The organism is Streptomyces sp. NRRL F-5123, from assembly GCF_000721495.1.
Taxonomy (GTDB): Bacteria; Actinomycetota; Actinomycetes; order Streptomycetales; family Streptomycetaceae; genus Actinacidiphila.
Genome location: NZ_JOHY01000037.1, coordinates 1 through 20745, shown reverse-complemented (window position 1 = coordinate 20745; position 20745 = coordinate 1). Strand labels below are relative to the sequence as shown.

The 20745-nt window shown below is 75.0% G+C and carries 20 protein-coding genes and 1 pseudogene; 7 read left to right on the top strand and 14 right to left on the bottom strand.

The genetic code is table 11. The features are described from left to right. Positions 1-30: 30 nt before the first annotated feature. The 3 genes from IH54_RS0125410 to IH54_RS0125400 form a co-directional block, all read right to left on the bottom strand. Entirely contained in the window at positions 31-675 is a 645-nt protein-coding gene (locus tag IH54_RS0125410; RefSeq protein WP_031520924.1) for an HNH endonuclease family protein, read from the bottom strand. Between the two features lie 302 nt (positions 676-977). Next, positions 978-2174 carry a TerD family protein gene (locus tag IH54_RS0125405; protein WP_031520922.1) on the bottom strand — a complete coding sequence of 399 codons (1197 nt, stop codon included), beginning with the start codon at positions 2172-2174 and terminating at the stop codon, positions 978-980. A 194-nt stretch (positions 2175-2368) separates the two neighbouring features. Next, complete coding sequence (locus tag IH54_RS0125400; protein ID WP_031520920.1) at positions 2369-3010, bottom strand: nucleotidyltransferase domain-containing protein; 642 nt, start codon at positions 3008-3010, stop codon at positions 2369-2371. 103 nt (positions 3011-3113) lie between these two features. Between IH54_RS0125400 and IH54_RS0125395 the strand changes: the two genes are divergently transcribed. Next, positions 3114-3410 (top strand): DUF6087 family protein, encoded by a 297-nt coding sequence (locus IH54_RS0125395; protein ID WP_031520917.1) that lies wholly within the window; start codon positions 3114-3116, stop codon positions 3408-3410. A 503-nt stretch (positions 3411-3913) separates the two neighbouring features. On the opposite strand, the gene IH54_RS0125390 is transcribed toward IH54_RS0125395, so the two are convergent. The 3 genes from IH54_RS0125390 to IH54_RS0125380 form a co-directional block, all read right to left on the bottom strand. Then, positions 3914-4912: a cupin domain-containing protein gene (locus tag IH54_RS0125390; RefSeq protein WP_031520915.1), complete on the bottom strand. Its 999-nt coding sequence runs from the start codon at positions 4910-4912 to the stop codon at positions 3914-3916. A gap of 113 nt (positions 4913-5025) precedes the next feature. Next, positions 5026-6201: a macrolide family glycosyltransferase gene (locus IH54_RS0125385; protein ID WP_063762371.1), complete on the bottom strand. Its 1176-nt coding sequence runs from the start codon at positions 6199-6201 to the stop codon at positions 5026-5028. 208 nt (positions 6202-6409) lie between these two features. Next, positions 6410-7012 (bottom strand): CatB-related O-acetyltransferase, encoded by a 603-nt coding sequence (locus tag IH54_RS0125380; protein ID WP_052397870.1) that lies wholly within the window; start codon positions 7010-7012, stop codon positions 6410-6412. A gap of 155 nt (positions 7013-7167) precedes the next feature. Here IH54_RS0125380 and IH54_RS0125375 point away from each other — a divergent pair, with 155 nt between their 5' ends. Further along, positions 7168-7932 (top strand): MgtC/SapB family protein, encoded by a 765-nt coding sequence (locus IH54_RS0125375; RefSeq protein WP_031520909.1) that lies wholly within the window; start codon positions 7168-7170, stop codon positions 7930-7932. Positions 7933-7936: 4 nt separating this feature from the next. On the opposite strand, the gene IH54_RS0125370 is transcribed toward IH54_RS0125375, so the two are convergent. Further along, positions 7937-8746 carry an NAD-dependent epimerase/dehydratase family protein gene (locus tag IH54_RS0125370; RefSeq protein WP_031520907.1) on the bottom strand — a complete coding sequence of 270 codons (810 nt, stop codon included), beginning with the start codon at positions 8744-8746 and terminating at the stop codon, positions 7937-7939. A 226-nt stretch (positions 8747-8972) separates the two neighbouring features. Between IH54_RS0125370 and IH54_RS0125365 the strand changes: the two genes are divergently transcribed. Both IH54_RS0125365 and IH54_RS0125360 read left to right on the top strand, forming a co-directional pair. Further along, the gene (locus IH54_RS0125365; protein ID WP_031520905.1) at positions 8973-9905 is read left to right on the top strand and encodes a 5-dehydro-4-deoxyglucarate dehydratase; all 933 of its coding nucleotides are present in this window, start codon (positions 8973-8975) and stop codon (positions 9903-9905) included. A 1-nt stretch (position 9906) separates the two neighbouring features. After that, positions 9907-11088 (top strand): hypothetical protein, encoded by a 1182-nt coding sequence (locus IH54_RS0125360; protein WP_031520902.1) that lies wholly within the window; start codon positions 9907-9909, stop codon positions 11086-11088. A 255-nt stretch (positions 11089-11343) separates the two neighbouring features. On the opposite strand, the gene IH54_RS0125355 is transcribed toward IH54_RS0125360, so the two are convergent. From IH54_RS0125355 to IH54_RS0125340, 4 genes and pseudogenes are all read right to left on the bottom strand, one after another. Next, a complete protein-coding gene (locus IH54_RS0125355) occupies positions 11344-12237 on the bottom strand; it encodes a hypothetical protein (RefSeq protein WP_031520900.1) in 894 nt (297 codons plus the stop codon). Between the two features lie 137 nt (positions 12238-12374). Beyond that, a pseudogene (locus IH54_RS0125350) lies at positions 12375-12941 on the bottom strand (SigE family RNA polymerase sigma factor); the annotation flags it as partial. Positions 12942-13156: 215 nt separating this feature from the next. Beyond that, positions 13157-14005, bottom strand: a complete 849-nt coding sequence (locus tag IH54_RS0125345) for a class I SAM-dependent methyltransferase (protein WP_078862522.1) — start codon at positions 14003-14005, stop codon at positions 13157-13159. 116 nt (positions 14006-14121) lie between these two features. Next, on the bottom strand, positions 14122-14892 hold the full coding sequence (locus IH54_RS0125340) for an IclR family transcriptional regulator (RefSeq protein WP_031520894.1): 771 nt from the start codon (positions 14890-14892) through the stop codon (positions 14122-14124). Between the two features lie 141 nt (positions 14893-15033). Between IH54_RS0125340 and IH54_RS0125335 the strand changes: the two genes are divergently transcribed. Together IH54_RS0125335 and IH54_RS0125330 are read left to right on the top strand one after the other, a co-directional pair. Then, positions 15034-16563 carry an aldehyde dehydrogenase (NADP(+)) gene (locus tag IH54_RS0125335; protein WP_031520892.1) on the top strand — a complete coding sequence of 510 codons (1530 nt, stop codon included), beginning with the start codon at positions 15034-15036 and terminating at the stop codon, positions 16561-16563. Between the two features lie 155 nt (positions 16564-16718). After that, on the top strand, positions 16719-17198 hold the full coding sequence (locus tag IH54_RS0125330; protein WP_052397856.1) for a GNAT family N-acetyltransferase: 480 nt from the start codon (positions 16719-16721) through the stop codon (positions 17196-17198). Positions 17199-17357: 159 nt separating this feature from the next. Here IH54_RS0125330 and IH54_RS0125325 read toward each other — a convergent pair whose 3' ends face one another. Both IH54_RS0125325 and IH54_RS0125320 read right to left on the bottom strand, forming a co-directional pair. Then, positions 17358-18071 carry an SMI1/KNR4 family protein gene (locus IH54_RS0125325; RefSeq protein WP_052397855.1) on the bottom strand — a complete coding sequence of 238 codons (714 nt, stop codon included), beginning with the start codon at positions 18069-18071 and terminating at the stop codon, positions 17358-17360. A gap of 46 nt (positions 18072-18117) precedes the next feature. After that, positions 18118-18759: an NAD(P)-dependent oxidoreductase gene (locus IH54_RS0125320; RefSeq protein ID WP_031520886.1), complete on the bottom strand. Its 642-nt coding sequence runs from the start codon at positions 18757-18759 to the stop codon at positions 18118-18120. A gap of 228 nt (positions 18760-18987) precedes the next feature. On the opposite strand from IH54_RS0125320, the gene IH54_RS0125315 reads away from it, so the two are divergent. Beyond that, positions 18988-19377, top strand: a complete 390-nt coding sequence (locus IH54_RS0125315) for a winged helix-turn-helix transcriptional regulator (RefSeq protein ID WP_031520883.1) — start codon at positions 18988-18990, stop codon at positions 19375-19377. Between the two features lie 18 nt (positions 19378-19395). Here the strand turns inward: IH54_RS0125315 and IH54_RS0125310 are convergent. Continuing rightward, on the bottom strand, positions 19396-20745 hold a 1350-nt coding region (locus IH54_RS0125310), incomplete at its 5' end, for an MFS transporter (RefSeq protein ID WP_043182216.1).

Below are 20745 nucleotides of genomic sequence, written 5' to 3'. Positions count from 1 at the left end.
CCGGGGAGGCCGTGACGTTTCTGCCCCGTGTCAGCAGCCGTTCAGGATCGAGCTGAGCTTCGACTTCTCGGCGCTGTCCACGGTGAGGCCGTAGTAGTGCTTGACCTGCACCCAGGCGCGCGCGTAGGTGCACTGGAACGAGGCCTGCGGCAGCCACTCGGCCGGGTCGCTGTCGCCCTTGGAGCGGTTGGACGACGCGGAGACGGCCAGCAGTTGCGGGCGCGTCACGTCGTTGGCGAAGGCCTGCCGCTGCGCGGTGGTCCAGGCCCAGGCGCCCGAGCCCCAGGCCTCGGAGAGCGGCACGAGGTGGTCGATGTCGAACGTCGACGCGCTCGTGGTGGTCACCCCGTCGTAGACGCTCGTCCAGGTGCCGGCCGTGGCCTTGCAGGAGCTGTCGGTCGTCACGCCGCTGCCGTCGCGCTTCAGGACGTACTCGCGGGTGTCGCAGGTGCCGGAGATGGTGATCCAGGTCGGGAAGAGGTTCCGGTCGTACGTCGAGGCGTGCGTCTCGGCGGTGGCCGGCATCCCTGAGAGGTAGGTGCGGGCGGTGGAGGCGGCGATGGGCGTGGGCAGGGCGGCGGAGGCGCTGCCGCTGCCGGCCAGCAGGGCGGTGGCGGCGAGGGCCGCGGTGCCGGCGGTGGCGGCTATGCGGTGGGCGAGGCGGTGAGCAGGCATGGCTGAGCACTCCCGTGGCTAGGGGGGTTGAGGGTGAGGGGGCGTACTCACACCAGCGTCCCGGCCCGGGGTCTATGCGGGTAGATGCGCACCGGTAAAATTTAGGTGGCCATGACACTACGGGGGGTGTCCAGCGCCCGGCGCACAACCGAACGGCCCAGTCCCGTAAGCGGAATTGGGCCGTCCGGTGGGTGTGGCGGCGCGTCAGTGGCTCTGCGGCGCGCCCGCTTTCGATGGGGCGCGCCGGATCGCGCCGGGCTCGCCGGTCCGCGCCGGAGCCCGTCGGTATACGGCGACGCCTGTCAGAGCGCGGCGGCGCCCGGCTGGACGAGGGCCCTGGCGGTCTGGCCGTCGGCGAAGGTGCCGAGCGCGGTCATCTCCCACTCACCGGAATACTGCCGGACGAGCTTGGCCATCAGCACGCCCGTGCGCGGCTCGCTGCCGGTGAGGTCGAAGCGGACCAGTTCCTCGCCGGTGGAGTCGTCGAGCAGCCGGCAGTATGCCTTGGCGACCGCGTCGAAGGTCTGCCCGGAGTAGGAGTTGACGGTGAAGACCAGGCCGGTCGCGTCCTGCGGGAGGCGGCCGAGGTGGACCACGATCGTCTCGTCGTCGCCCGAGCCGTGGCCCGTCAGGTTGTCGCCGGAGTGCTTGATCGCGCCCTTCTGGGCCTTCTTGTGCCCGAAGTAGCACGTCTCCAGGTGGTTGCGCTGCGGGCCGTAGACGATGACCGACGCGTCCAGGTCGATGGCCGGGCCGCCGTACGCGGGCTCCCAGCCGAGGCCCATCCGGACCGAGGACAGCAGCGGCTTGCCCGCCTTGACGAGGGAGACCGTCTCGTTCTTGCGGAGGTTGACCCGGCCCTTGTCGAGGCTGATGCGGGCGGGTGCGGCGGGCGGTGCCGGCGGCGCCGCCGGGGGAGCGGGCGGCGGGGGCGGCAGGTGCGTGGCCGCGGGGCCTGCGGGAGGAGCCTGCGGTACGGGCGGGGCCTGCGGCGCTTGCGCGGGGGGCTCCTCGACGGTCACGCCGAAGTCGGTGGCGATGCCCGCGAGCCCGTTCGCGTACCCCTGCCCGACCGCGCGCACCTTCCAGGCGCCGCCCCTGCGGTAGACCTCGACGACGACCAGCGCCGTCTCGGGCCCGAGCCCGGTGGGGGCGAAGGTGGCGATGACGGCGCCGTCGTCCGCGCCGCGCACGGTGGCGGTCGGCGTCGTCCCGGAGAAGGCGCCGCCGCCGTCGATGCTCGCGGTGACGACGACCTTCTCGATGGTGGCGGGCACCGCGCCGGTGTCCACCGTGATGGCGTCGGGCGCGGCGCCCCCGCCCGCGCGGTGCGTCACCCCCGGGCCGCCCTGCGGCTGGTTGTAGAAGACGAAGTCGTCGTCGGAGCGCACCTTGCCGTCGGCGGTGAGCAGCAGGCCCGAGACGTCCAGCCGCACCGGCGCGCTGACCTCGACGGTCACACGGGGCACGGGCAGCGGCACATTCGAGCCGGGGGTCATTGCGGTCATGTCCGCATTAACGCCCGACCGGCCTTTGCGGTTCCATTACCCGCGGCCGTCCGGGTACGCCCTTGCGCCCGCAGGCCGCCCTCCGCCACGGCACGGGCGAATGCGGCGCACGCCTCCGGCGCGAACAGCAGCGCGGGCCCGTGCGGGTCCCTGCTGCAGCCGCCCCCGGCGGCCGCCGGGGGCGGCTACAGCTGCGACGTCCAGGGGTGGCCCGGGTGGACGCGGGCGAGGAGGGTGGCCAGGGTCGTGCGCTGCGCGGGGGTCAGGCGGGGGGCGGTCGACACGAAGTCCGCCTGGTCCTTCGGGCGGACGTGCTTGGCCTTGAACAGCAGGACCAGTTCGGGGGTCAGGTACGGGACGCCGCTCCGGGTGCGGAGGACGATGTCGCGGTAGGGGAGGCGGATGCTCGGGTCGCGGCGGAAGATCCAGGTGTCGCCGTCGTGGGGTTCGCGGAAGACGTCGAGCAGGTAGTTGCCGGTGGCCGGGTCGCGGAGCCAGGTCTGGTGGACGGCGGCCAGGGCCTCCGGGGTGGGGTCCTGCCAGATGCGGCCGCTGCCTGCCGCGTCGAAGACGTGTCCGGGGAAGCGGCGGCGGACCTCGGGGAAGCTCGCGGCCGGGATCGCGATCTCGATGTCCCCGTGCGGGCGCGTCCGCTCGCCGCGGAAGAGGTCCAGGGCCCAGCCCGCGGCCACGTACCAGGGTGTGCCGATGCCGGCCAGCCGTCGGGCGACCTCGTCAGGGGTCCAGCAGGACGACCACCTGGCGGGCAGGGCTTCGATCTCGTCGGGTGACAGCGCGACACCGCCGCCGGGGAGTTGCTCGCTCACCGCAGGAACGTACCGGAATCCGTCAGCGGGGTGCCCGCCGGTGAAGGACGGCGGGCGCTAACCTCCTCGGGGGACGGGCTGTCGAGCCGTCAGGAGAACGTGCATGGACGAACCGCTGTCGGAGTGGGTGCAGCGCCGGGACGCCAGGATCGGGCGGCTCCGCGCCGTCCCCCTGGTCTCCGGTGACACCCCGCGGGCCGCTCACCTCAACCCCGACGAGCCGCGGGCGATCCAGCGCTGGAACGGGCACACGTGGGAGCCCTACGCGGTCGTCCCCAGCCTGGCCGCGGCCCAGCGGCTGCTGTACCCCGCCGCCGAGCCGCCGCCCGACCCGTCCGACGCCTTCCCCGCGCCCACCGGGCGTCACCGCAAGCCCCGCACCGCACCGCCCGAGGGCTGACGGCCCGCGCCCCGGCACCGGGGGGGTGGTGCCGGGGCGCGGGAGCCGGGCGGGTGGTTTTCGGAGGCGGACGCCGTCAGCCGGCTGTGGGGCGGGTCACCGCCACCGGCCCGCGTCGTCGAGTTGTCGGTGACGGGGGCGGGAAGGCAGTGCTCCACCGGGTCCCCGATGCGGTCGTGCCCCGCCGCGTACAGCGAGTGGACGGCGTGCCGGCCGTCGGAGAACCTGATCTGCTGCCCGCTGGCGCCGGTCGACGCTGTCCCAGCACTGCTGGCGACGGCGGCCCACCAGCCCCGGTGTTACCGCGGTGGAGGCTGTCCATGAGCCGAGGGACTTTCTTCTCATCGTGCTTTCCCCATTTTTGTCGCCGGGTGCCGCGGTCACCGTGTCCTGGCGCACCGTCGGCTCCCGGTGTGGTCGGGTCCGAGCCTAGGGACGGGGGGATCTCGGGGGTGTGCCGCGCGTGCCGCGCTCCTTGACGATGCGTGCAGGGCGGTGGGCCGTCAGGCGCGGGAAGGCTCGGCCTGCGCCGCCGCCGCGCGGTAGGCCTGCGGGCTCGTGCCGTACGCCGCGCGGAAGGCCCGGCTGAAGGCCGCCGCGTTGCCGAAGCCCCAGCGGGCGCCGATGACATGGACGGGGTGGCGGCGCAGCTGCGGGCGGGCCAGGTCGGCGCGGCAGCGCTCCAGCCGGCGGCGGCGGATCGAGGCCGCCACGCCCTCACCGCGCGAACCGGAGGCGTGTTCCTGGAAGAGCGTGTAGAGGCGGCGCAGCGAGATGTGGTGGTGCTCGGCGATCGCCCGCGGGGTCAGGTCCGGGTCCGCGAGGTTCTGCTCGATGAAGGCGTCGATGCTGCGCAGCAGCAGATGGACGCGGGCCGCGGCGGGCGGCTCGGCCTCCGCGCCCAACTGCTGGATCAGGCACGTGGTGGCCAGCTCCACCGCCACACCGCCGAGCCTGCCCAGGTCCTGCGGCCGTACCCCGGAGCCGTTCCCTGCGACGGCGACCAGGAACTGCGCCAGGACCGCCCCCATCCCGTCGCCGCCCTCCACCCGCCGGGCGAGCAGCCGCTCGACCTGGCGGCCGGCGAGCGGCATGCGGGCCTTGGGTATCTGCAGGACGAGCGCCTCGACGCCCGCGCCGTCCAGGCCCGAACGGGACTCGTACGGCCGCGAGGTGTCCCACAGCACCATGTCCCCGGCGCGCAGCTCCGCCTCGCCGCCTCCTTGCGCGTACCAGGCCGAGCCGCGCGTCACCAGGCCCAGCTGGTACTGCTCCGGGTCCCCGCGGCGGATCAGGGCCGGGGTGCGCCGGGAGTGCAGCGGCGAGAACGCGAAGCGCGCCAGCCGGGCGGGTCCGAGGTCCAGCAGCGCGCCCTCGGCGTGGAAGGCGGCGGGGTCCGGTGCGGAGAAGGCCGACGGCATGAGGGCGGTGGAGATCGTCTCCACGAACCAGTCGAACCTGTCCGGAGCCGGCACGTCCACCGCCGTCACCCCGTGCCACATCACCGGACCCCCGTCCTTCACTTCCCCGTTCCGGGCGCAACCTTGCCCGGGCGATTACGCAGTCTGCCCGACGGCCCGGGGCTTCCCCGGAACCGCCGGGCGTGTTTTGCGCCTCAGTCCAGCATGGCCTCGACAAGATCGGCGGCCCGCGGGGTGCCGCCCTCGGACCGCGCGGCGGCACGCAGGGCGGCCGAGCGGCGGGCGACCTCGGGGTCGGCGGTCAGGGCGAGCAGGGCGGAGCGCAGCGCCTCGGGTGTGGCGTCGGCGGTGTCGACCCGGCGGGCTACGCCCAGCTCCACGAGGCGGTCGGCGTTCATGAACTGGTCGGCGGCCTGCGGGACGGCGATCATCGGGACGCCCGCGAGCAGCCCCTCGCTGCAGCCGCCCATCCCGGCGTGCGTGACGAAGGCGTCCGCCTGCGCCAGCACGGCCCGCTGCGGGACCCAGGGGTGCACCTCGGCGTTCGCCGGGATCACGCCGAGGCCGGCCGGGTCGGTGTGCTTGCCGACCGACAGGACGACGTGCCAGCCGGGCAGGTCGCCGAACGCCGCCAGGCACCGCCGGTAGAACTCCGGCTGCCGGGTGTACGCCGAGCCCAGCGAGACCAGCAGGACCTTCGACGCGCCCGCCGGGCGGGTCCAGGCGTCCGCGCCCTCCGCAGGGTCGAAGCACGGGCCGACGAAGGTCACCGTGCGGGTGTCGACCCGGTCGGCGTGCGGCTGCATCGCGCGGGTGATGAGCGCGAGGGTGTTCGCGGGGCGGCCGGAGAAGGCGTCGACGTCGGTGGTGGCCGCCCCGCAGCCCGCGAGCCAGCGGGCGAACCGCTCCCGGTAGGCGTCCGCGCCCGGCAGTTGCCGCAGGTGGACCGCGACGTCCTGCTCGTAGCCCTCCCAGCCCACGAACGTCGGCGACAGCTGCATCAGCGGCCTGCCCTGCGCCTCGGCGAGGGCGCGCGCGGCGTAGGCGCCGATGTCGTACAGGTACAGGTCCGCCGGGTCGGCGTCGTACGCGGCGCGCAGCCGGGGCAGCGCCTGGACCGCGTCGTCGAGGAAGAGGCCCATCGCGGCGACGGGGTCCTCGGGCCAGTCGTTGTCGGCGACCGGCAGTACGGAGGCGCAGGGCACCGGTTCGGCGCCGGTCGCGCTCACCAGGTCGGCCACGGCGGGGTCGTTGGCGTACGTCACGCGGTGGCCGCGCGCGACCAGTTCGCGGATGAGGGCGAGGCTGGGCAGGACGTGGCTGACGGCGGGGATGCCGACCATCGCGACATGGGCACGGCGACGGGACATGGATGATCAACTCACTTCAGGTCTACGGCGGACGGGCACGGCACACCCGCGCGCCGGCCCCTCCGCCGGAAGCCCGGGGAGCGGGGCCGCGCGCCCGCGGGCGTGCGACGAGGACGGGGCGCTGGCCCGCCGCGCGTCAGCCGTAGAGCTGATGCATGAAGAACATGCCCGCGAGCCTAACCGCCCGCGGGCCGCCGCGGCACGCGGTTTACCGCGGGGCGGCCGCCTCCAGGTCGGCGACGCTGCCCGACATGATCGTCCGGACGTGGGCGGTGATGTGGTCCAGGGGCCAGTCCCACCACGCCACCGAGAGCAGCCGGGCGACGTCCTGCGCGCCGTAGCGGGTGCGGATGAGGCGGGCCGGGTTGCCGCCGACGACGCCGTAGTCGGGGACGTCCGCGGTGACCACGGCGCCGGTGGCGACGATCGCCCCGTGACCGATGCGCACGCCGGGCATCACCGTCGCCCCGTGGCCGAACCAGACGTCGTTGCCGACGACGGTGTCGCCGCGCGAGGGCAGGCCGGTCAGCAGGTCGAAGTGGTCGGCCCACGAGCCGCCCATGGTGGGGAAGGGGAAGGTCGAGGGGCCGTCCATCCGGTGGTTGGCGCCGTTCATGACGAACCGCACTCCGGTGCCCAGCGCGCAGAACCTGCCGATGACGAGCTTCTCCGGCCCGTAGTGGTAGAGCACGTTGCGCGTCTCGAACGCGGTCGGGTCGTCCGGGTCGTCGTAGTACGAGAACTCCCCGACCTCGATCAGCGGGGATTTCACCAGCGGTTTGAGCAGCACCACCCGCGGCTGCCCGGGCATCGGGTGGAGGACGGTCGGGTCGGCGGGGACGGGTACGGGCACGGGATTCCTGTCGGTCGTGGTCGGGGGGCGGGCTCCATGATCGCCGGGACGCGCGCCCCGCGACACCCGTTTACCGGCGGCCGCCGCCGCGGGCCGCGCAGTAGCGTGGACCGATGCACACTTGGCAACCGGTGGCGTCCGTCGTGTGGGACCCGGGCGGCGGGCAGGGGGCGCGGCAGCTCGGGGAGTTGGGGCTGGCGCTCGTGCTCTCCACGCTGATCGGGCTGGAGCGGGCGGTCCAGCAGAAGAGCGCGGGGCTGCGTACGCACACCCTGGTCGGCGTCGGGGCCGCCCTCTTCATGGAGGTCTCGCAGCACGGCTTCGGTACGGTGCTCGGCCACGAGGGCGTGACGCTGGACCCGTCGCGGGTGGCGGCGCAGGTCGTCAGCGGGATCGGCTTCATCGGCGGCGGGCTGATCTTCGTACGGCGGGACGCCGTGCGGGGGCTGACGACCGCGGCGACGATCTGGCTGACCGCCGCCATCGGCATGGCCTGCGGCGGCGGCCTGGTGCTGCTCGCGGTCGCGGCGACCGCCGGGCACTTCCTGGTGGTGCGGGTCTTCCCGCTGGTCACCGCGCGCATCCCGGCGGTCGCCGGCCCCGGGCAGTCGGATCTGCGGATCTCCTACCAGGTCGGCACCGGCGTGCTGGCCCGCGTCCTGGAGCGGTGCACGCGGGCCGGCTTCCGGGTCGTGGAGGTGCACGTCAACCGGGCGCCGTGGGCCGACCGGGAGGACGGACGGGCCGCCGCCGGGGGCGCCGCGGAGGTGGAGCTGTCGATCGAGGGCTCGGGGGACGTCCCGCTGCTGGTGACGGACCTGTCCGAGATGGAGGGCGTCGTCGGCGTCTCCTCGCCCGCCGAGGGCGGCGACTACTAGGCCGTCAGTACGGCCAGATGGGCGGCTCGGTGCAGAAGGCGCCGCCCAGGTTGGCGTGCGCGGGGTCGTCCGGGTTCAGCTCGCCCTGCTCGGCGACGAGCTTCGCGGCGAAGACCTCGGAGTCGTCCTGCGGCTCGTAGCCGAGGGCGCGGGCGGGGGCGAGGTCCCACCACAGGCGGGTGTTGGCGGAGCTGCCGTAGACGACGGTGTGGCCGGTCACGTCGGCGGTGAGAGCGGCGTGCAGCAGGCGGGCGCAGTCGGCGGGGCTCATCCACACCGAGAGCATCCGCACCGTGGTGGGTGCGGGGAAGCAGGAGCCGATGCGGATGGAGACGGTCTGCGTGCCGTGCCGGTCGGCGTAGAGCTGCGCCAGGTCCTCGCCGAAGCACTTGGACAGGCCGTAGAAGGTGTCGGGGCGGCGCGGGGTGTCCAGCGGGATGAGCGGGTCGTCGCCCTGCGGGCGGGGGGTGTAGCCGACCGCGTGGTTGCTGGAGGCGAAGACGATCCGCCGGACGCCCTCGGCGCGCGCGGCCTCGTAGAGGTTGTAGGTGCCCTCGATGTTGGCCTTGAGGATCTTGTCGAAGGTGGACTCCAGCGAGATGCCCGCGAGGTGCACGATCGCGTCGACGCCGCGGACCGCCTCGCGCAGCGCCTCGGTGTCGGCGAGGTCGGCGGTGATCGCGTCGGGTTCGCCCTCGATCGGGAGCATGTCCAGGAGCCGCAGCTCGTAGCCGTAGGAGGGGAGCAGGCCGCGCATCAGGGTGCCGAGGCCGCCGGCGGCGCCGGTGAGCAGAATGGTGCGGGGAGCGGGCATGTCGGGTCTCTCCTCGGTCTCACCGGCCGCTGGGGCCTGGGGGCGGTGCACGCGAGTATATCCATGGCCGTGGTTCATGTATATGGACATCGATCATGCCCGACCCACCCGTCTGACCTGCGCCCGTCGGCTTGACCCGCGTACGGATGCTCGCTTAGCGTGGCAGCGTTCACGAATATGGACGTGAATCAGATGAGCGCACGACCCGGACCTTCAGGGGGACCCGATGACCGCACCCTCACTCGCCGAGCGTCTCGACGGCCTGCTGTTCTTCCCCGTGACGGCCTTCGGTCCGGACGGCGCCCTGGACCTCGACGTCTTCCGGGCCCATGTGCGCGCAGGGGTGGACGCCGGTGCGGCGGCCGTCTTCGCCTGCTGCGGCACCGGCGAGTTCCACGCCCTCACCCCGGCGGAGTTCGGCGCGTGCGTGGCCGCCGCGGTCGAGGCGGCCGGCGGGCGCGTCCCGGTGCTCGCGGGCGCCGGGTACGGCACCGCGCTGGCCGCCGAATACGCCGCCCTGGCCGAACGGGCGGGCGCCGACGGGCTGCTGGCCATGCCGCCGTACCTGGTCGTCGCGGACCAGGAGGGCCTGCTGCGGCACTACGCCGCGCTCGCCGCCGCCACCAGCCTGGACGTCATCGTCTACCAGCGCGACAACGCCGTCTTCACCCCCGGTACGGTCGTCGAGCTGGCCAAGGTGCCCAACATCATCGGCCTCAAGGACGGCCACGGCGACCTCGACCTGATGCAGCGCATCATCAGCGCGGTGCGCACCGAACTGCCCGGCGACGGCTTCCGCTACTTCAACGGCCTGCCCACCGCCGAACTCACCGGCCTGGCCTACCGCGGCATCGGCGTCACCCTCTACTCCTCGGCCGTCTTCGCCTTCTCGCCGGAGATCGCGCTCGCCTTCCACCGCGCCCTCACCACCGGTGACGACGCCACCGTGGACAAGCTCATCGACGGCTTCTACCGTCCGCTGGTCAACCTCCGCAGCAAGGGCCGCGGTTACGCCGTCTCGCTGGTCAAGGCCGGGGTGCGGCTGCGCGGCCTGGACGTCGGCGGGGTCCGGCCGCCGCTGAGCGAGCCCCCGCCCGCACACGTCGAGGAACTGGCCGAACTCGTCGAGCGCGGCACCGCGCTGCTCGGGGGGCGCTGACATGCGCGCCTCCGCCTTCGTCTACCCCTGGGACGTCAACGGCGACCCGGCCGCCGCCGAGCGCATCGCGGATCTCGGCGTCGCCCAGGTGACCCTGGCCGCCGCCTACCACTCCACCCGGGCGCTCACCCCGCGCCACCCGCGGCACCGCGTCGTCACCGCCGAGCACGCCGCCGTGCTCTACCCGGTCGACGAGCGCCGCTGGCAGGGCCGGGAGCTGCGGCCCTACCCGGCGGGCGCGTGGGCGCCCGGCGACGCGTGGGGGAGCGCCGCGGAGGCGCTGCGCGCGGCGGGCCTCGACGTGCACACCTGGGTCGTGCTCGCGCACAACTCCCGGCTGGGCGCCGAGTATCCGGACACCTCCGTCGTCAACGCCTACGGCGACCGCTACCCGTGGGCGCCCTGCATCGCCCGGCCCGCCGTCCGCGGCTACCTGCTCGACCTCGCCGCCGAGGCCGCCGTGCGCCCGGGAGCCGCGGGCACCGAGCTGGAGTCGCTCGGCTGGTACGGGCTCGCGCATCTGCACGCCCACGACAAGATCGGCGGGGTGCCGCTCGGCGACGCCGGGCAGTACCTGATGTCGCTGTGCTTCTGCCCCTCCTGCCGCGCCGGTTACGCCGGGCTCGGCGCCGACCCGGACGAACTCGCCGCGGGCGTGCGGGCCGCGCTCGGGCCCGTGTGGAGCGGCGAGGCGGAAGGGAACGCGGGCATCGAGGCGCTGCTCGGCCCGCGGTGGACCGAGTTGACGCTCAAGTGGCGTACCCGGACCGCCGGTTCGCTCCAGGAGCAGGCCGTGGCCGCGGTACGCGCCGCCGCCGGGCCCGGCTTCCGGGTGCTCATGCACGCCGACCCGGTGCCGTACCGCTGCGGCGCCAACGCCGGGGTGGACGTCGGGCGCATCCTCGCCCAGGTGGACGGCCTCGTGCTGCCCTGTCCGGGCGGCCCGGCCGGTGCCGCGGGGCGGGAGGCGGTGCTCGCGCCCGTCGCCGCGCACGCCGGGCCGGACACGGTGGTGGCCGCCAACTTCACGGTGGTCTCCGGCATGGGCGGCAGCCCCGGCACGCTCGCCGCCGACGCTGCGCACGCCGCCGAGCTGGGTGCCACCGAACTGCGGCTCTACCACGCGGGGTTGGCGAGCCGGGCGGATCTGGCGGCGGCCCGCGCCGCCCTGCACACGGGTTGATCGCGTGCAGGGCGGGGGATGCCGGGGAGCGGCGATCATGGGGGTACCGCCGCGCCCCGGAGCTTCTCCTGAGGGGGAAGCGTGCTGGGCCGTGCACCCCCCAGTTGCCGCCGGGGCGCGGGAGGTTGCCGCGGATCGACAAAATATTTCCGGCAGATTTCCCCGCGTCGGCCTTGTGCCGTCCAGGCCCCTGCGCAACTGCCGTCTCAGGTGACAAATCCCCCTGGAACGCCCGCTGTCGGCCGCGGCAGCGGGTCAGAAACCGCCGCCGACGGTCACCGAACCGCCCGTGGCGTACCCGGCGGTGGCGGTGTAGCGGTCGCCGTCCGTGCCGCCCTGCCCCGGGTCGTGGGTGAACTGCCCGGCGAAGCTGTAGGTGTCGGCCGGGAGCGTCTGCCCGGCGGCCAGCGTCCAGCGGTAGACGATGTAGTCCGCCTCGGTCGTCACCTTGACGCTCACCTGCGTCGCGTCGGTCCACGAGGCCGAGTACGTCTCGCCGTTGACCCGGGCGATCCGCAGCTCCACCGTCAGCGAGGTGATCGGCTTCTGCGACGTCAGCCGCACGTCGCTCTCCGTCCAGTACGCGTCGCTGTTCGAGCCGAGCACGCCGTCGGACTGGAGCGGCCCGCTGCCCTGCGGCAGGCCGGTGCCCGCGGACGACGGACCGGAGGAATGCGGGGGCGAGCCCGGGACGCTCGGCGGCGCGGCCTGGAGCGGCGGGGTGGTCGTGCCGCGGCCCGCGGTGTTGCGCGGCCCGGGCGACTTTCGGTGCGCGGAGGGCGTGGTGGAGTGCCGCTGCACGGGCACCCGGCGCTCGCCGCCGCCCGTGCTGCCCGAGGCGATCGGGGAGGGCGGCGCGGGGTCGGCGCTGTCCGACGTCACCGAGGAGTGGCCGGGCTGGTTCGTGCCGGTCACGGCGCCCACCGCGAGGCCGCCGATGCCGATCGCGCCCGCCACGGCCGCGGTCACCGCGGTGACCCGCATCCACGGCGCCGCCACCGGCCGGTCGTGGCCGCGGGCGGCGGAATCCGGCGCGCCGCTCCCGGTGCCGTCCGCGGTCATCGCGTGCTCGACGCGGGCGAGCATGCGTTCCCTGTCGGGCCGGTGGGCGTGCGCGGCCTCCCGCAGCCGCTCCGGCAGATCGGTCATCACAGTCCCCGTCCCGTACGAGTACGAGCACGAGCCACATGACCCGCCGCACCCAGCAGTTGTGTCCCCGGGCCCATGTCGCCGGGGGAGCCGCCCGCCGCGCCGACCGGGGTGTCCGGCCGTCCGGTGCGCGGCAGTCGATCCGGGCCCGCACCGCCGCTCGCGGCCGCCGCACCCGGTCCCTGCACCGTACCGGTATCGGGTGTCCGGGGTTGCAGCAGCCTTTCCAGCTCCGCGATACCGCGGGACGTCTGGCTCTTGACGGTGCCCACCGAGATGCCCAGCGCGTCGGCCGTGTCCCGCTCCGACAGGTCGAACGCGTGCCGGAGCACCACGCACGCCCGCTTGCGGAACGGCAGCCGCTGCAGCGCTTCGCGCAGGTCCAGCACGGCCGGGAGGTCGGGTCCTTCGGTGCGCTCGGTGCGCTGCGACCAGAAGAGCGCCACCCGGCGCCGCTCGCGTACCGCGCTGCGGATCCGGGAGCGGGCGAGGTTGGCCACCACGCCGCGCGCGTACGCCACCGGGTGCTCGGTCGCCTTGACCCGGTCCCAGCGGCGCCACAGGGCCACCAGTGCGTCCGCCGCGAGATCGTCGGCAGCGTCCGCCTCGCCCGTCAACAGGTGTGCCAGCCGGGCGAGTTCGGCGTAATGCCGTTCGAAGAACGCGTGGAACGCGACGGAATCGTCGTCGACGGCAGTGCCCACGGTCACCTCTTCCTGCCCGGAACTCCCCGCCACGGCGCGGCGAGAGCGTAGCAGCGGGAAGAGGCTCTGGGCAGAGGTTGGGAATCACCGATTCCCGGCGGTAACTGCTGGTGAGCGTGCTGTGATGGAGCGTACGCGGGGTGCTGCCGGAGGACTGTGCCACCGGCAGCCCGGGGGCCGCGAGGGAGCCTCGGCGGGAGCCCCGGCGCCCGGTGTCAGCCCGCCGCGTGCTCGCAGCGCTGGACCCGGGTCACCAGGTGCAGCTCGAACTCGCCCGAGGCCGTCTCCGGGCGGGACTTGAGGTAGTCCAGGATGCGGGCGGTGGCCGCCGCCCGCTGTGCGGGCTCCATCACCAGCAGATGCGAATGGGTCGCGGCCGTCGCGGTCAGCGTCTCGGCGGTGCGGACCATCACGTGCGGGAAGTCGGCCTCCACCGGCGCGGAGAAGGCGGGGTGCGGTTCAATGGCGCGGCGCGGCTTGTTCTCCCAGCCGAGGAAGGACACCTGGCTCGGCGAGATCTCGCCCAGGCCCGCGATCCAGCCGACCCGGTCGTCGTCGGCGTTGGACAGCGTCGCCAGCACCCCGCCGGGCCGCAGCACCCGGGCGATCTCGGGCAGTGCGCGCTCCTGGTCGAACCAGTGGATGGCCTGGCCCACGACCACCGCGTCCACCGAAGCGTCCGCCAGCGGTATCCGCTCCGCCGCGCCGGACAGCGCCGTGGCCTGCGGCAGCCGCTCGCGCAGCGCGTCCAGCATCCCCGCGTCCGGCTCCACCGCCGTGACCCGGTGGCCGAGCGCGAGCGCCTCGCGCGTCAGCTTGCCGGTGCCCGCCGCGAGGTCCAGCACGTCCAGGGGGCCGCCGCCGCGCCGGGCCGACACGGGCGCGAGGGCCCACGCCACCGCCTCGGACGGGTAGCCCGGGCGGTGCTCGTCGTAGTCGGTGGCGACCGCGCCGAAGGACGAGGCGCGCCGGGCGACCCACTCCTGCGTCTCCGCGTCGCCCGCCGGGGCGCCGCTGTCACGGCCCGAGGTGCTGCTGTCGTTCCCGTTCGTAATGATCCCCATGTTCACGACCCTACGACCCCCCGGCCGGGCCATGTCCTGGGGTTCCGTCCCGTTCCCACGAAGGGGGCACCGCTGACGAGCGGGGTTCGAGGCGCCCGCCCCCGGAGGGCGGGCCGTCAGAGGCGGCGGGTCGCCAGCAGCAGCCGGTCGCGCGCGTCGAACAGCGCGTCCTTGATCATCTGCTCGTGCCCGGCCGTGAGCCGCGCCACCGGCACCGAGCAGCTGACCGCGTCCCGCGCGGGGGTGCGGTAGGGCACCGCGATGCCGAAGCAGCGCAGCCCGAGCGTGTTCTCCTCGCGGTCCACCGCGAAGCCCTGCTCGCGGATGACCGCCAGCTCCTCGATGAGCTTCTCGCGGTCGGTGTGGGTGTGCTCGGTGAGCGGCTCCAGGGTCTCCGGCAGCAGCTTGCGCACCTGCTCGTCGGTGTACGTCGCGAGCAGCGCCTTGCCGAGCGAGGTGGAGTGCGCCGGCAGCCGGCGGCCGACCCGGGTGAAGGGCCGCAGGTAGTGCTGGGACTGCCGGGTGGCGAGGTAGACCACGCTGGTGCCGTCGAGGCGGGCCATGTGGATGGTCTCGCTGGTGTCGTCCGACAGCCGGTCCAGGGTGGGCCGGGCGGCGGCCACGACCTCGTCGCCGTCGATGTAGGACGTGCCGACCAGCAGCGCGCGCACGCCGATGCCGTACCGCGTGCCTGTCGCGTCGGTCTCGATCCAGCCCAGGTCGACGAGGGTGCGCAGCAGCATGTAGAGGCTGGACTTCGGGTAGCCGACCGACTCCTGCACGGCGGCGAGGCTGTGCATGCCGGGCCGTCCCGCGAAGAACTCCAGCAGCTCCACCGTGCGGACCGCGGACTTGACCTGGGAACCGGCTCCCTCGGCAGCAGCCATGCGCTCGACCCCTCTTGTTCGGCCGGGAGCCGCGGACGTAGGCTCCCCTTGCAGGTTCACATCTAAAGACGTCGTTCAGTATATAGAACAACGTCCTGGTGCAGCAGCGTCGTGCAGTACGGAAATGTGGAGGTTATTCCGGTGGCAGTACCAGTCTGGAGCGTCGACCCCCGGAGCGGGAAGCAGCGCGAGCAGGTCGCCGTCGAGGCCACGGCCGAGGACGTGGACGCCGCCGTACGCGCCGCCGCCGCCGCGATCCCGGCGCTCGCCGACCGAAGCGTACGCTCCCGGCTGCTGCGCGCCGCCGCCGGGGCGCTGGAGGAGGCGGGCGAGCGGGTCGTCGCCGCCGCCGACGCCGAGACCGCGCTCGGCGTGCCCCGCCTCACCGGCGAACTCGCCCGTACCGCCTTCCAGCTGCGGACGTTCGCGGACGTCGTCGACGAGGGCGCGTACCTCGACGTGATCATCGACACCCCCGACCCGGACGCCAAGCCCATCCCGCGGCCCGACCTGCGCCGGATGAAGATCCCGCTCGGCGTCGTCGCCGTCTACGCGGCCAGCAACTTCCCGCTCGCCTTCTCCGTGCCCGGCGGCGACACCGCGAGCGCGCTCGCCGCGGGCTGCCCCGTCGTCGTCAAGGCCCACCCCGACCACCCCGCGACCTCCGCGCTGTGCGCCGAACTGCTGCGCGGCGCGGCCGTATCCGTCGGGCTGCCCGCCGACACCGTCGTCCTCGTGCACGGCTTCGCCGCCGGGGTCGAGCTGGTCCGCCACCCGCTCGTCGCCGCCGCGGGCTTCACCGGCTCGGTGCCCGGCGGGCGTGCGCTGTACGACGCGGCGGCCGCCCGGCCGCGCCCCATCCCCTTCCACGGCGAGCTGGGCAGCCTCAACCCCGTCGTCGTCACCGAGTCCGCCGCGGCCGAGCGGGCCGAGCAGATCGGCACCGGCCTCGCCGGGTCCTTCACGCTCGGCGTCGGCCAGTTCTGCACCAAGCCCGGCCTCGTCCTGGCCCCCGCCGGGGACGACGGCGACCGGCTGGTGGCCGCGCTCACCGGCGCCGCGGGCGGGGCCGCCGCCGGCGTGCTGCTCGACGGCCGGATGCGCACCAACTTCCTGGCCGGCGCCGCCGCCCGCGCCGCGCTGCCCGCCGTGACCGCGCCGGTCGCGCCCGCGGAGGACGGCGAGCTGGGCGTACGGCCCGGCTTTCTGACCGTCGCCGCCGCCGAGCTGGCCGCGGAGGGCGCGTACGACGTGCTGCTGGAGGAGTGCTTCGGGCCGCTGACCGTCGTCGTACGGTACGGCTCCGCGGACGAGCTGGCCGCCGTGCTCGACCGGCTGCCGGGCAACCTCACCGCGACCGCCCACCTCGGCGTCGCCGAGGCCGCCGGGCAGAACGGGGCCGCCGCCGGACTGCTGGCCCGGCTCAGCACTCTCGCGGGCCGCGTCCTGGTCAACGGCTGGCCGACCGGTGTCGCCGTGACCGCCGCCCAGCACCACGGCGGGCCCTACCCCGCGACGACCTCCACCTCCACCTCGGTGGGCGCGACCGCCATCGAGCGCTGGCTGCGCCCGGTGGCCTACCAGGACACTCCGCCGGCCCTGCTGCCCCCGGAGCTGCAGGACGGCAACCCGCTGGGCATCCCCCGCCGGGTGGACGGCAAGCGCGGCTGAACGCCGCGCCGCACGGACGGGCGGGCCGGGCCGGGCGGCACGCCGGGTGGTTGCCGGTGCGATTGCCCGCGCCCCGGAAAGGCCCGCCCGGCGGTGCTCTCCCGCCGTACGGGCCGGGTCCGTGGGCGCGGACCGGGCCTGGTTGGATCGGACGCATGAGCACGACGCCCGAACCCGGCCCGTACCGGCACGACCTCCGCCCCGCGACCCGCGCCGACCTGCCCGCCGTCCTCGCCCTCCTCGCGGGGGAGGACGGCGTGGTCGACCCGGCGACCGTCGAGGTCACCGACGCCTACGAGCGGGCCTTCGCCGCGGTCGAGACGGACCCGCGCAACGAGATCCTGGTGCTCGTGGACGCCGCGGGCGAGGCCGTCGGCTGCCTCCAGGTCACCCGCATCCCCGGCCTCGGCAAGGGCGGCGCCGAGCGCGCCCTCATCGAGGCCGTCCGCATCCGCGCCGACCTGCGCGGCTCGGGCCTCGGCCGCGACCTCGTCCGCCGCACCCTGGACCGCGCCCGCGCACAGGGCTGCGCGCTGGCCCAGCTGACCAGCAACAAGTCCCGTGACGCGGCCCACCGCTTCTACCTCTCCCTCGGCTTCGAGGCGAGCCACGAGGGCTTCAAGCTGCTGCTCTAGTGCTGTGACCGGGAGGGTTTGCCGGTAGCTTGCGGCGTCCGGTGCGGTGCGTCGCAGGGCGCCGGGTCGGCCTCGTAGTGGGCCTGCTCGGTCGATGCGGCAACGCAGCGAGGTGCCGTGCCGGGCGTCGCAAGCCGGTGAACCCTCCCGGTCACAGCACTAGCTGCGACCGTGGGCCGTGCCGCCCCGGGCGGGCGGCCCGGCGGCCGCGGCCTGCTCGGCCTGCTCCAGCCAGCCGGCGTACCAGCGGGCGAAGGTGAGGGGAGCGCCGCCGCCGTCGAGGAGCGGGGCGAGATCGACGTCGTCCACCCGGTCGTCGGACCACACCGTCCCGCGGTGCGGCCCGGTGAGGACCAGCCACTCGCGGCGGGCGCAGCCCAGGTGGCAGATCGTGACGGCGCCCGCGGTGCGCTCGGGCGCGTACATGACGGCCTCCCAGCGCTCGTCCCACGCCTCGAAGGCGTCGTCGAAGTCCTCGATCTCCGCGAAGTCCTCCTCCTCGGGGCGCTCGGCGAGCAGGGCGGCGACGGTCTCCGGGTCCGGGCCCCGCTCCGGGAAGGGCACGGCGAGCGCCGACAGGTCGGCCAGGTCCGCGCCGTCCCCCTCCCAGCGCCATCGGCCCTGCACCCGCCGGACCGGGAAGAGGCCGTACGCGGGCCCGGCGCCGCCCGCGCCGACGTGCAGCAGGAAGGAGCGGTAGTCCTCCGGGAGCCGTACGCCCGTCTGCGCCTCCAGCTCGGCGACCTCGCGCTCGGTGAGCGGGTCCTCAAGGACCCACCCGTGCCACCGCGCCCCGAACACCTCGCCGCCGCCCGGGCCGCCGCCCGCCGCCGCGACCCGCTCCCGTACACCCGCCCACGCGTGATCCGTCATGGGCAGACCGTACGGGCGGCCACCGACAGCGGGCCGCTCGGGCCGCTCAGGTCACCGCGAGGTGGGTGCGGTGGTGGCGGGGGTCCGCGGCCTCGTCGAGGAGGGCCAGGGCGAAGTCGCGGTAGGTGATGCGGGCGGCCGGGTCGATGTGGGGGCGGGGCTCGTAGCGGCCGGTGGGTTCGGGGGCGTCGTGGACGAAGTCGCCCGCGGGCGCGAGGTAGAGCCAGTCCAGGGCCCCCGCTTCGGCACGGAGGGTGTCCAGGCCCGCCGCGTGGGCCGTGCAGAACGGGCGGAACTCGTCGGGGAACGCGGGGGAGTCCAGCTGGCTGCTGCCGTCCTGGCCGGGGAGCACGGCGGACAGGCCCACCGTGACCAGCCGGGGCACGCCGGCCTCGGCCAGGCCCGCGGCCAGCGCCCGGGCGGCGGCGGGGAAGAAGGCCGCGGGGTCGGTGCCCTCGCCGTACACGGCCGCGGTGTTGACCGCGGCGTCGTGCCCGGCCGCGAGCGCGGCGACGGCCGCCGGGTCGGTGACGTCCCCGGCGGCGAGCCGTACGCCCTCGGCGGCAAGCGCCGCGTGGCGGGAGGGGTCGCGGACCACCGCCGTGACGTGGTGGCCCCGGCGGCGCGCCTCGGCGACGGCCTCCCGGCCGGCCCGGCCGCCGGCCCCGAAGATGACGTAGGTGCCCATCGGCGGAATACCTCCTGCTGGTGGCGTGGCTTGAGGTGATGCGGTGATGCGCGACTGTGCGCCGCCCGGGAAACGTAGCCGCGGGGGCGGTTACCTCCCGGGTACCGCCGGGCCGGGCCCGTACCGCCGGGCGGGGCCCCGCACGACCCGGCGGGCCCTGCACCACCGCACCGGGCCCGTGCCACCGCACCGCCGAGCCCCGAACCGCAAGACCGGAGGAGAGAGCCCATGACGCCCCGCCGACCGCCGCTGCCCGCCGACCTGTTCGACGAGGTGTGCCCGTCCTCGTTGCTCCCCTTCCGCTTCGGCGACAAATGGGCGCCCCTGGTGCTCGCCTGCCTGGAGGACGGCCCGCGCCGCTTCTCCGAACTGCGCGTCCCGCTGCGCCGCGTCACCCCCAAGGTGCTCACGCAGTCGCTGCGGGGCCTGGAGCGGGACGGTTTCGTCTCCCGCACGGTGCACGCCGACCCGCGGCAGGGCGTGGACTACGCGCTGACGCCGCTCGGCCGCAGCCTGCTGGAGCCGCTCGCCGCCGCGTGCGCGTGGGCCGCCGAGCACTGGGACGAGCTGCTCGACGCCCATGAGCGCGGCACCGCACGGGAGCCCGCCGCCGGGTGAACCACCGGGCGGGCGGCGTCAGTCGCGCGGGCGCAGCGCCACCGCCGCCCCCGCGGCGGCGGCCAGCACCAGGCCCGCGGCCACCAGCAGGCTCGCCCGCAGGCCGGGCAGGAAGTGCGAGCCGGCCACCAGCGAGCCGAAGAGCGCGACGCTCAGCGCCCCCGCGACCTGCCGGGCGGCGTTCAGTACACCCGCGGCCAGCCCCGCGCGCTCGGCGGGCACCGCGCCCATCACCGACGTGGTGAGCGCCGGTACGGCCAGGGCGCCCCCCACGCCCAGCGGGACCATCAGGAACGCCACCGCGAGCGGCGGGGTGTGCCGTCCCACCGGCAGCAGCGCCAGCAGGCCCGCCACCATGACGAGTTGGCCGGCGACCATCGGCAGCCGGGGCCCGAACCGGTTGGTGACACGGCCCGAGAGGACGTTCACCGTCGAGATGAGCAGCGTCATCGGCAGGAACATCAGGCCCGCCGTGAGCGCCGACTCGCCGCGTACCTGCTGGAAGTACAGCCCCAGCACGAAGAACATGCCGAAGAAGCCCACGCTGAGCGCCGCGCCCGCCGCCACCGACGCGGAGAAGGCGGCGCCCCGGAAGAGGCCCAGCGGGACGACGGGGTGCGGGTGCCGGGTCTCGGCCAGCACGAAGGCCGCGCCCGCGGCGACCGCCGCGCCCGCCGCGACCCAGCCGGCCACCCCGCCCTCGATCACCGCGAAGGTGAGCGCGCTGAGCGCCAGCACCGCGGTGACCTGGCCGGGCACGTCGAGCGGCGCCGGACGGCGTTCGCCGCGGGCGCCGCGGGCCAGCACCAGGGTCACGGCGGCGAAGGGCAGGTTGACGTAGAAGATGGACCGCCAGTCCCAGGCCGTGGTGAGGACCCCGCCCACCACCGGGCCGAGCGCCACCGCCGTGGAACCGCCCGTCGCCCACACCGAGATGGCGCGGGTGCGCTTGACCGGGTCCGCGTAGGCCTGCCGCACCAGCGCCAGCGAGGAGGGCAGCATCACCGCCGCCGCCGTGCCCTGCACCACGCGCGCCGCGACGAGCACGGCGAGACCGGGCGCGAGGCCGCAGGCCAGGGACGACAGCGCGAACACCAGCACGCCGCCGGCGAAGGCGCGGCCCGCGCCGATCCGGTCCGACAGCGCGCCGGTGGACAGCATCAGCGCGGCGAAGGCGAGGGTGTAGCCGTCGACGACCCACTGGAGCGCGGACAGTCCGCCGTGCAGGTCCTTCCCCATCGCCGGGAGCGCGACGTTGACGACGGAGGCGTCGAGGGTGATGAGGAAGAAGCCGAGCAGGGCGGCGGCGAGCATCCGCCCGGGGGAGGCCGGGGAGGCGGAGGGGGCGGGCGGCGCGGGGAACGCTGG

Bases quoted from the DNA above. Each gene is read 5' to 3' on its own strand.
- IH54_RS0125340 (WP_031520894.1), bottom strand. From the start codon at position 14,892: ATGGCTGCTGCCGAGGGAGCCGGTTCCCAGGTCAAGTCCGCGGTCCGC.
- IH54_RS0125320 (WP_031520886.1), bottom strand. From the start codon at position 18,759: ATGGGCACCTACGTCATCTTCGGGGCCGGCGGCCGGGCCGGCCGGGAG.
- IH54_RS0125360 (WP_031520902.1), top strand. From the start codon at position 9,907: ATGCGCGCCTCCGCCTTCGTCTACCCCTGGGACGTCAACGGCGACCCG.
- IH54_RS0125395 (WP_031520917.1), top strand. From the start codon at position 3,114: ATGGACGAACCGCTGTCGGAGTGGGTGCAGCGCCGGGACGCCAGGATC.
- IH54_RS0125330 (WP_052397856.1), top strand. From the start codon at position 16,719: ATGAGCACGACGCCCGAACCCGGCCCGTACCGGCACGACCTCCGCCCC.
- IH54_RS0125345 (WP_078862522.1), bottom strand. From the start codon at position 14,005: ATGGGGATCATTACGAACGGGAACGACAGCAGCACCTCGGGCCGTGAC.
- IH54_RS0125390 (WP_031520915.1), bottom strand. From the start codon at position 4,912: ATGTGGCACGGGGTGACGGCGGTGGACGTGCCGGCTCCGGACAGGTTC.
- IH54_RS0125405 (WP_031520922.1), bottom strand. From the start codon at position 2,174: ATGACCCCCGGCTCGAATGTGCCGCTGCCCGTGCCCCGTGTGACCGTC.
- IH54_RS0125355 (WP_031520900.1), bottom strand. From the start codon at position 12,237: ATGACCGATCTGCCGGAGCGGCTGCGGGAGGCCGCGCACGCCCACCGG.
- IH54_RS0125380 (WP_052397870.1), bottom strand. From the start codon at position 7,012: ATGCCCGGGCAGCCGCGGGTGGTGCTGCTCAAACCGCTGGTGAAATCC.
- IH54_RS0125410 (WP_031520924.1), bottom strand. From the start codon at position 675: ATGCCTGCTCACCGCCTCGCCCACCGCATAGCCGCCACCGCCGGCACC.
- IH54_RS0125315 (WP_031520883.1), top strand. From the start codon at position 18,988: ATGACGCCCCGCCGACCGCCGCTGCCCGCCGACCTGTTCGACGAGGTG.
- IH54_RS0125385 (WP_063762371.1), bottom strand. From the start codon at position 6,201: ATGTCCCGTCGCCGTGCCCATGTCGCGATGGTCGGCATCCCCGCCGTC.
- IH54_RS0125375 (WP_031520909.1), top strand. From the start codon at position 7,168: ATGCACACTTGGCAACCGGTGGCGTCCGTCGTGTGGGACCCGGGCGGC.
- IH54_RS0125370 (WP_031520907.1), bottom strand. From the start codon at position 8,746: ATGCCCGCTCCCCGCACCATTCTGCTCACCGGCGCCGCCGGCGGCCTC.
- IH54_RS0125365 (WP_031520905.1), top strand. From the start codon at position 8,973: ATGACCGCACCCTCACTCGCCGAGCGTCTCGACGGCCTGCTGTTCTTC.
- IH54_RS0125325 (WP_052397855.1), bottom strand. From the start codon at position 18,071: ATGACGGATCACGCGTGGGCGGGTGTACGGGAGCGGGTCGCGGCGGCG.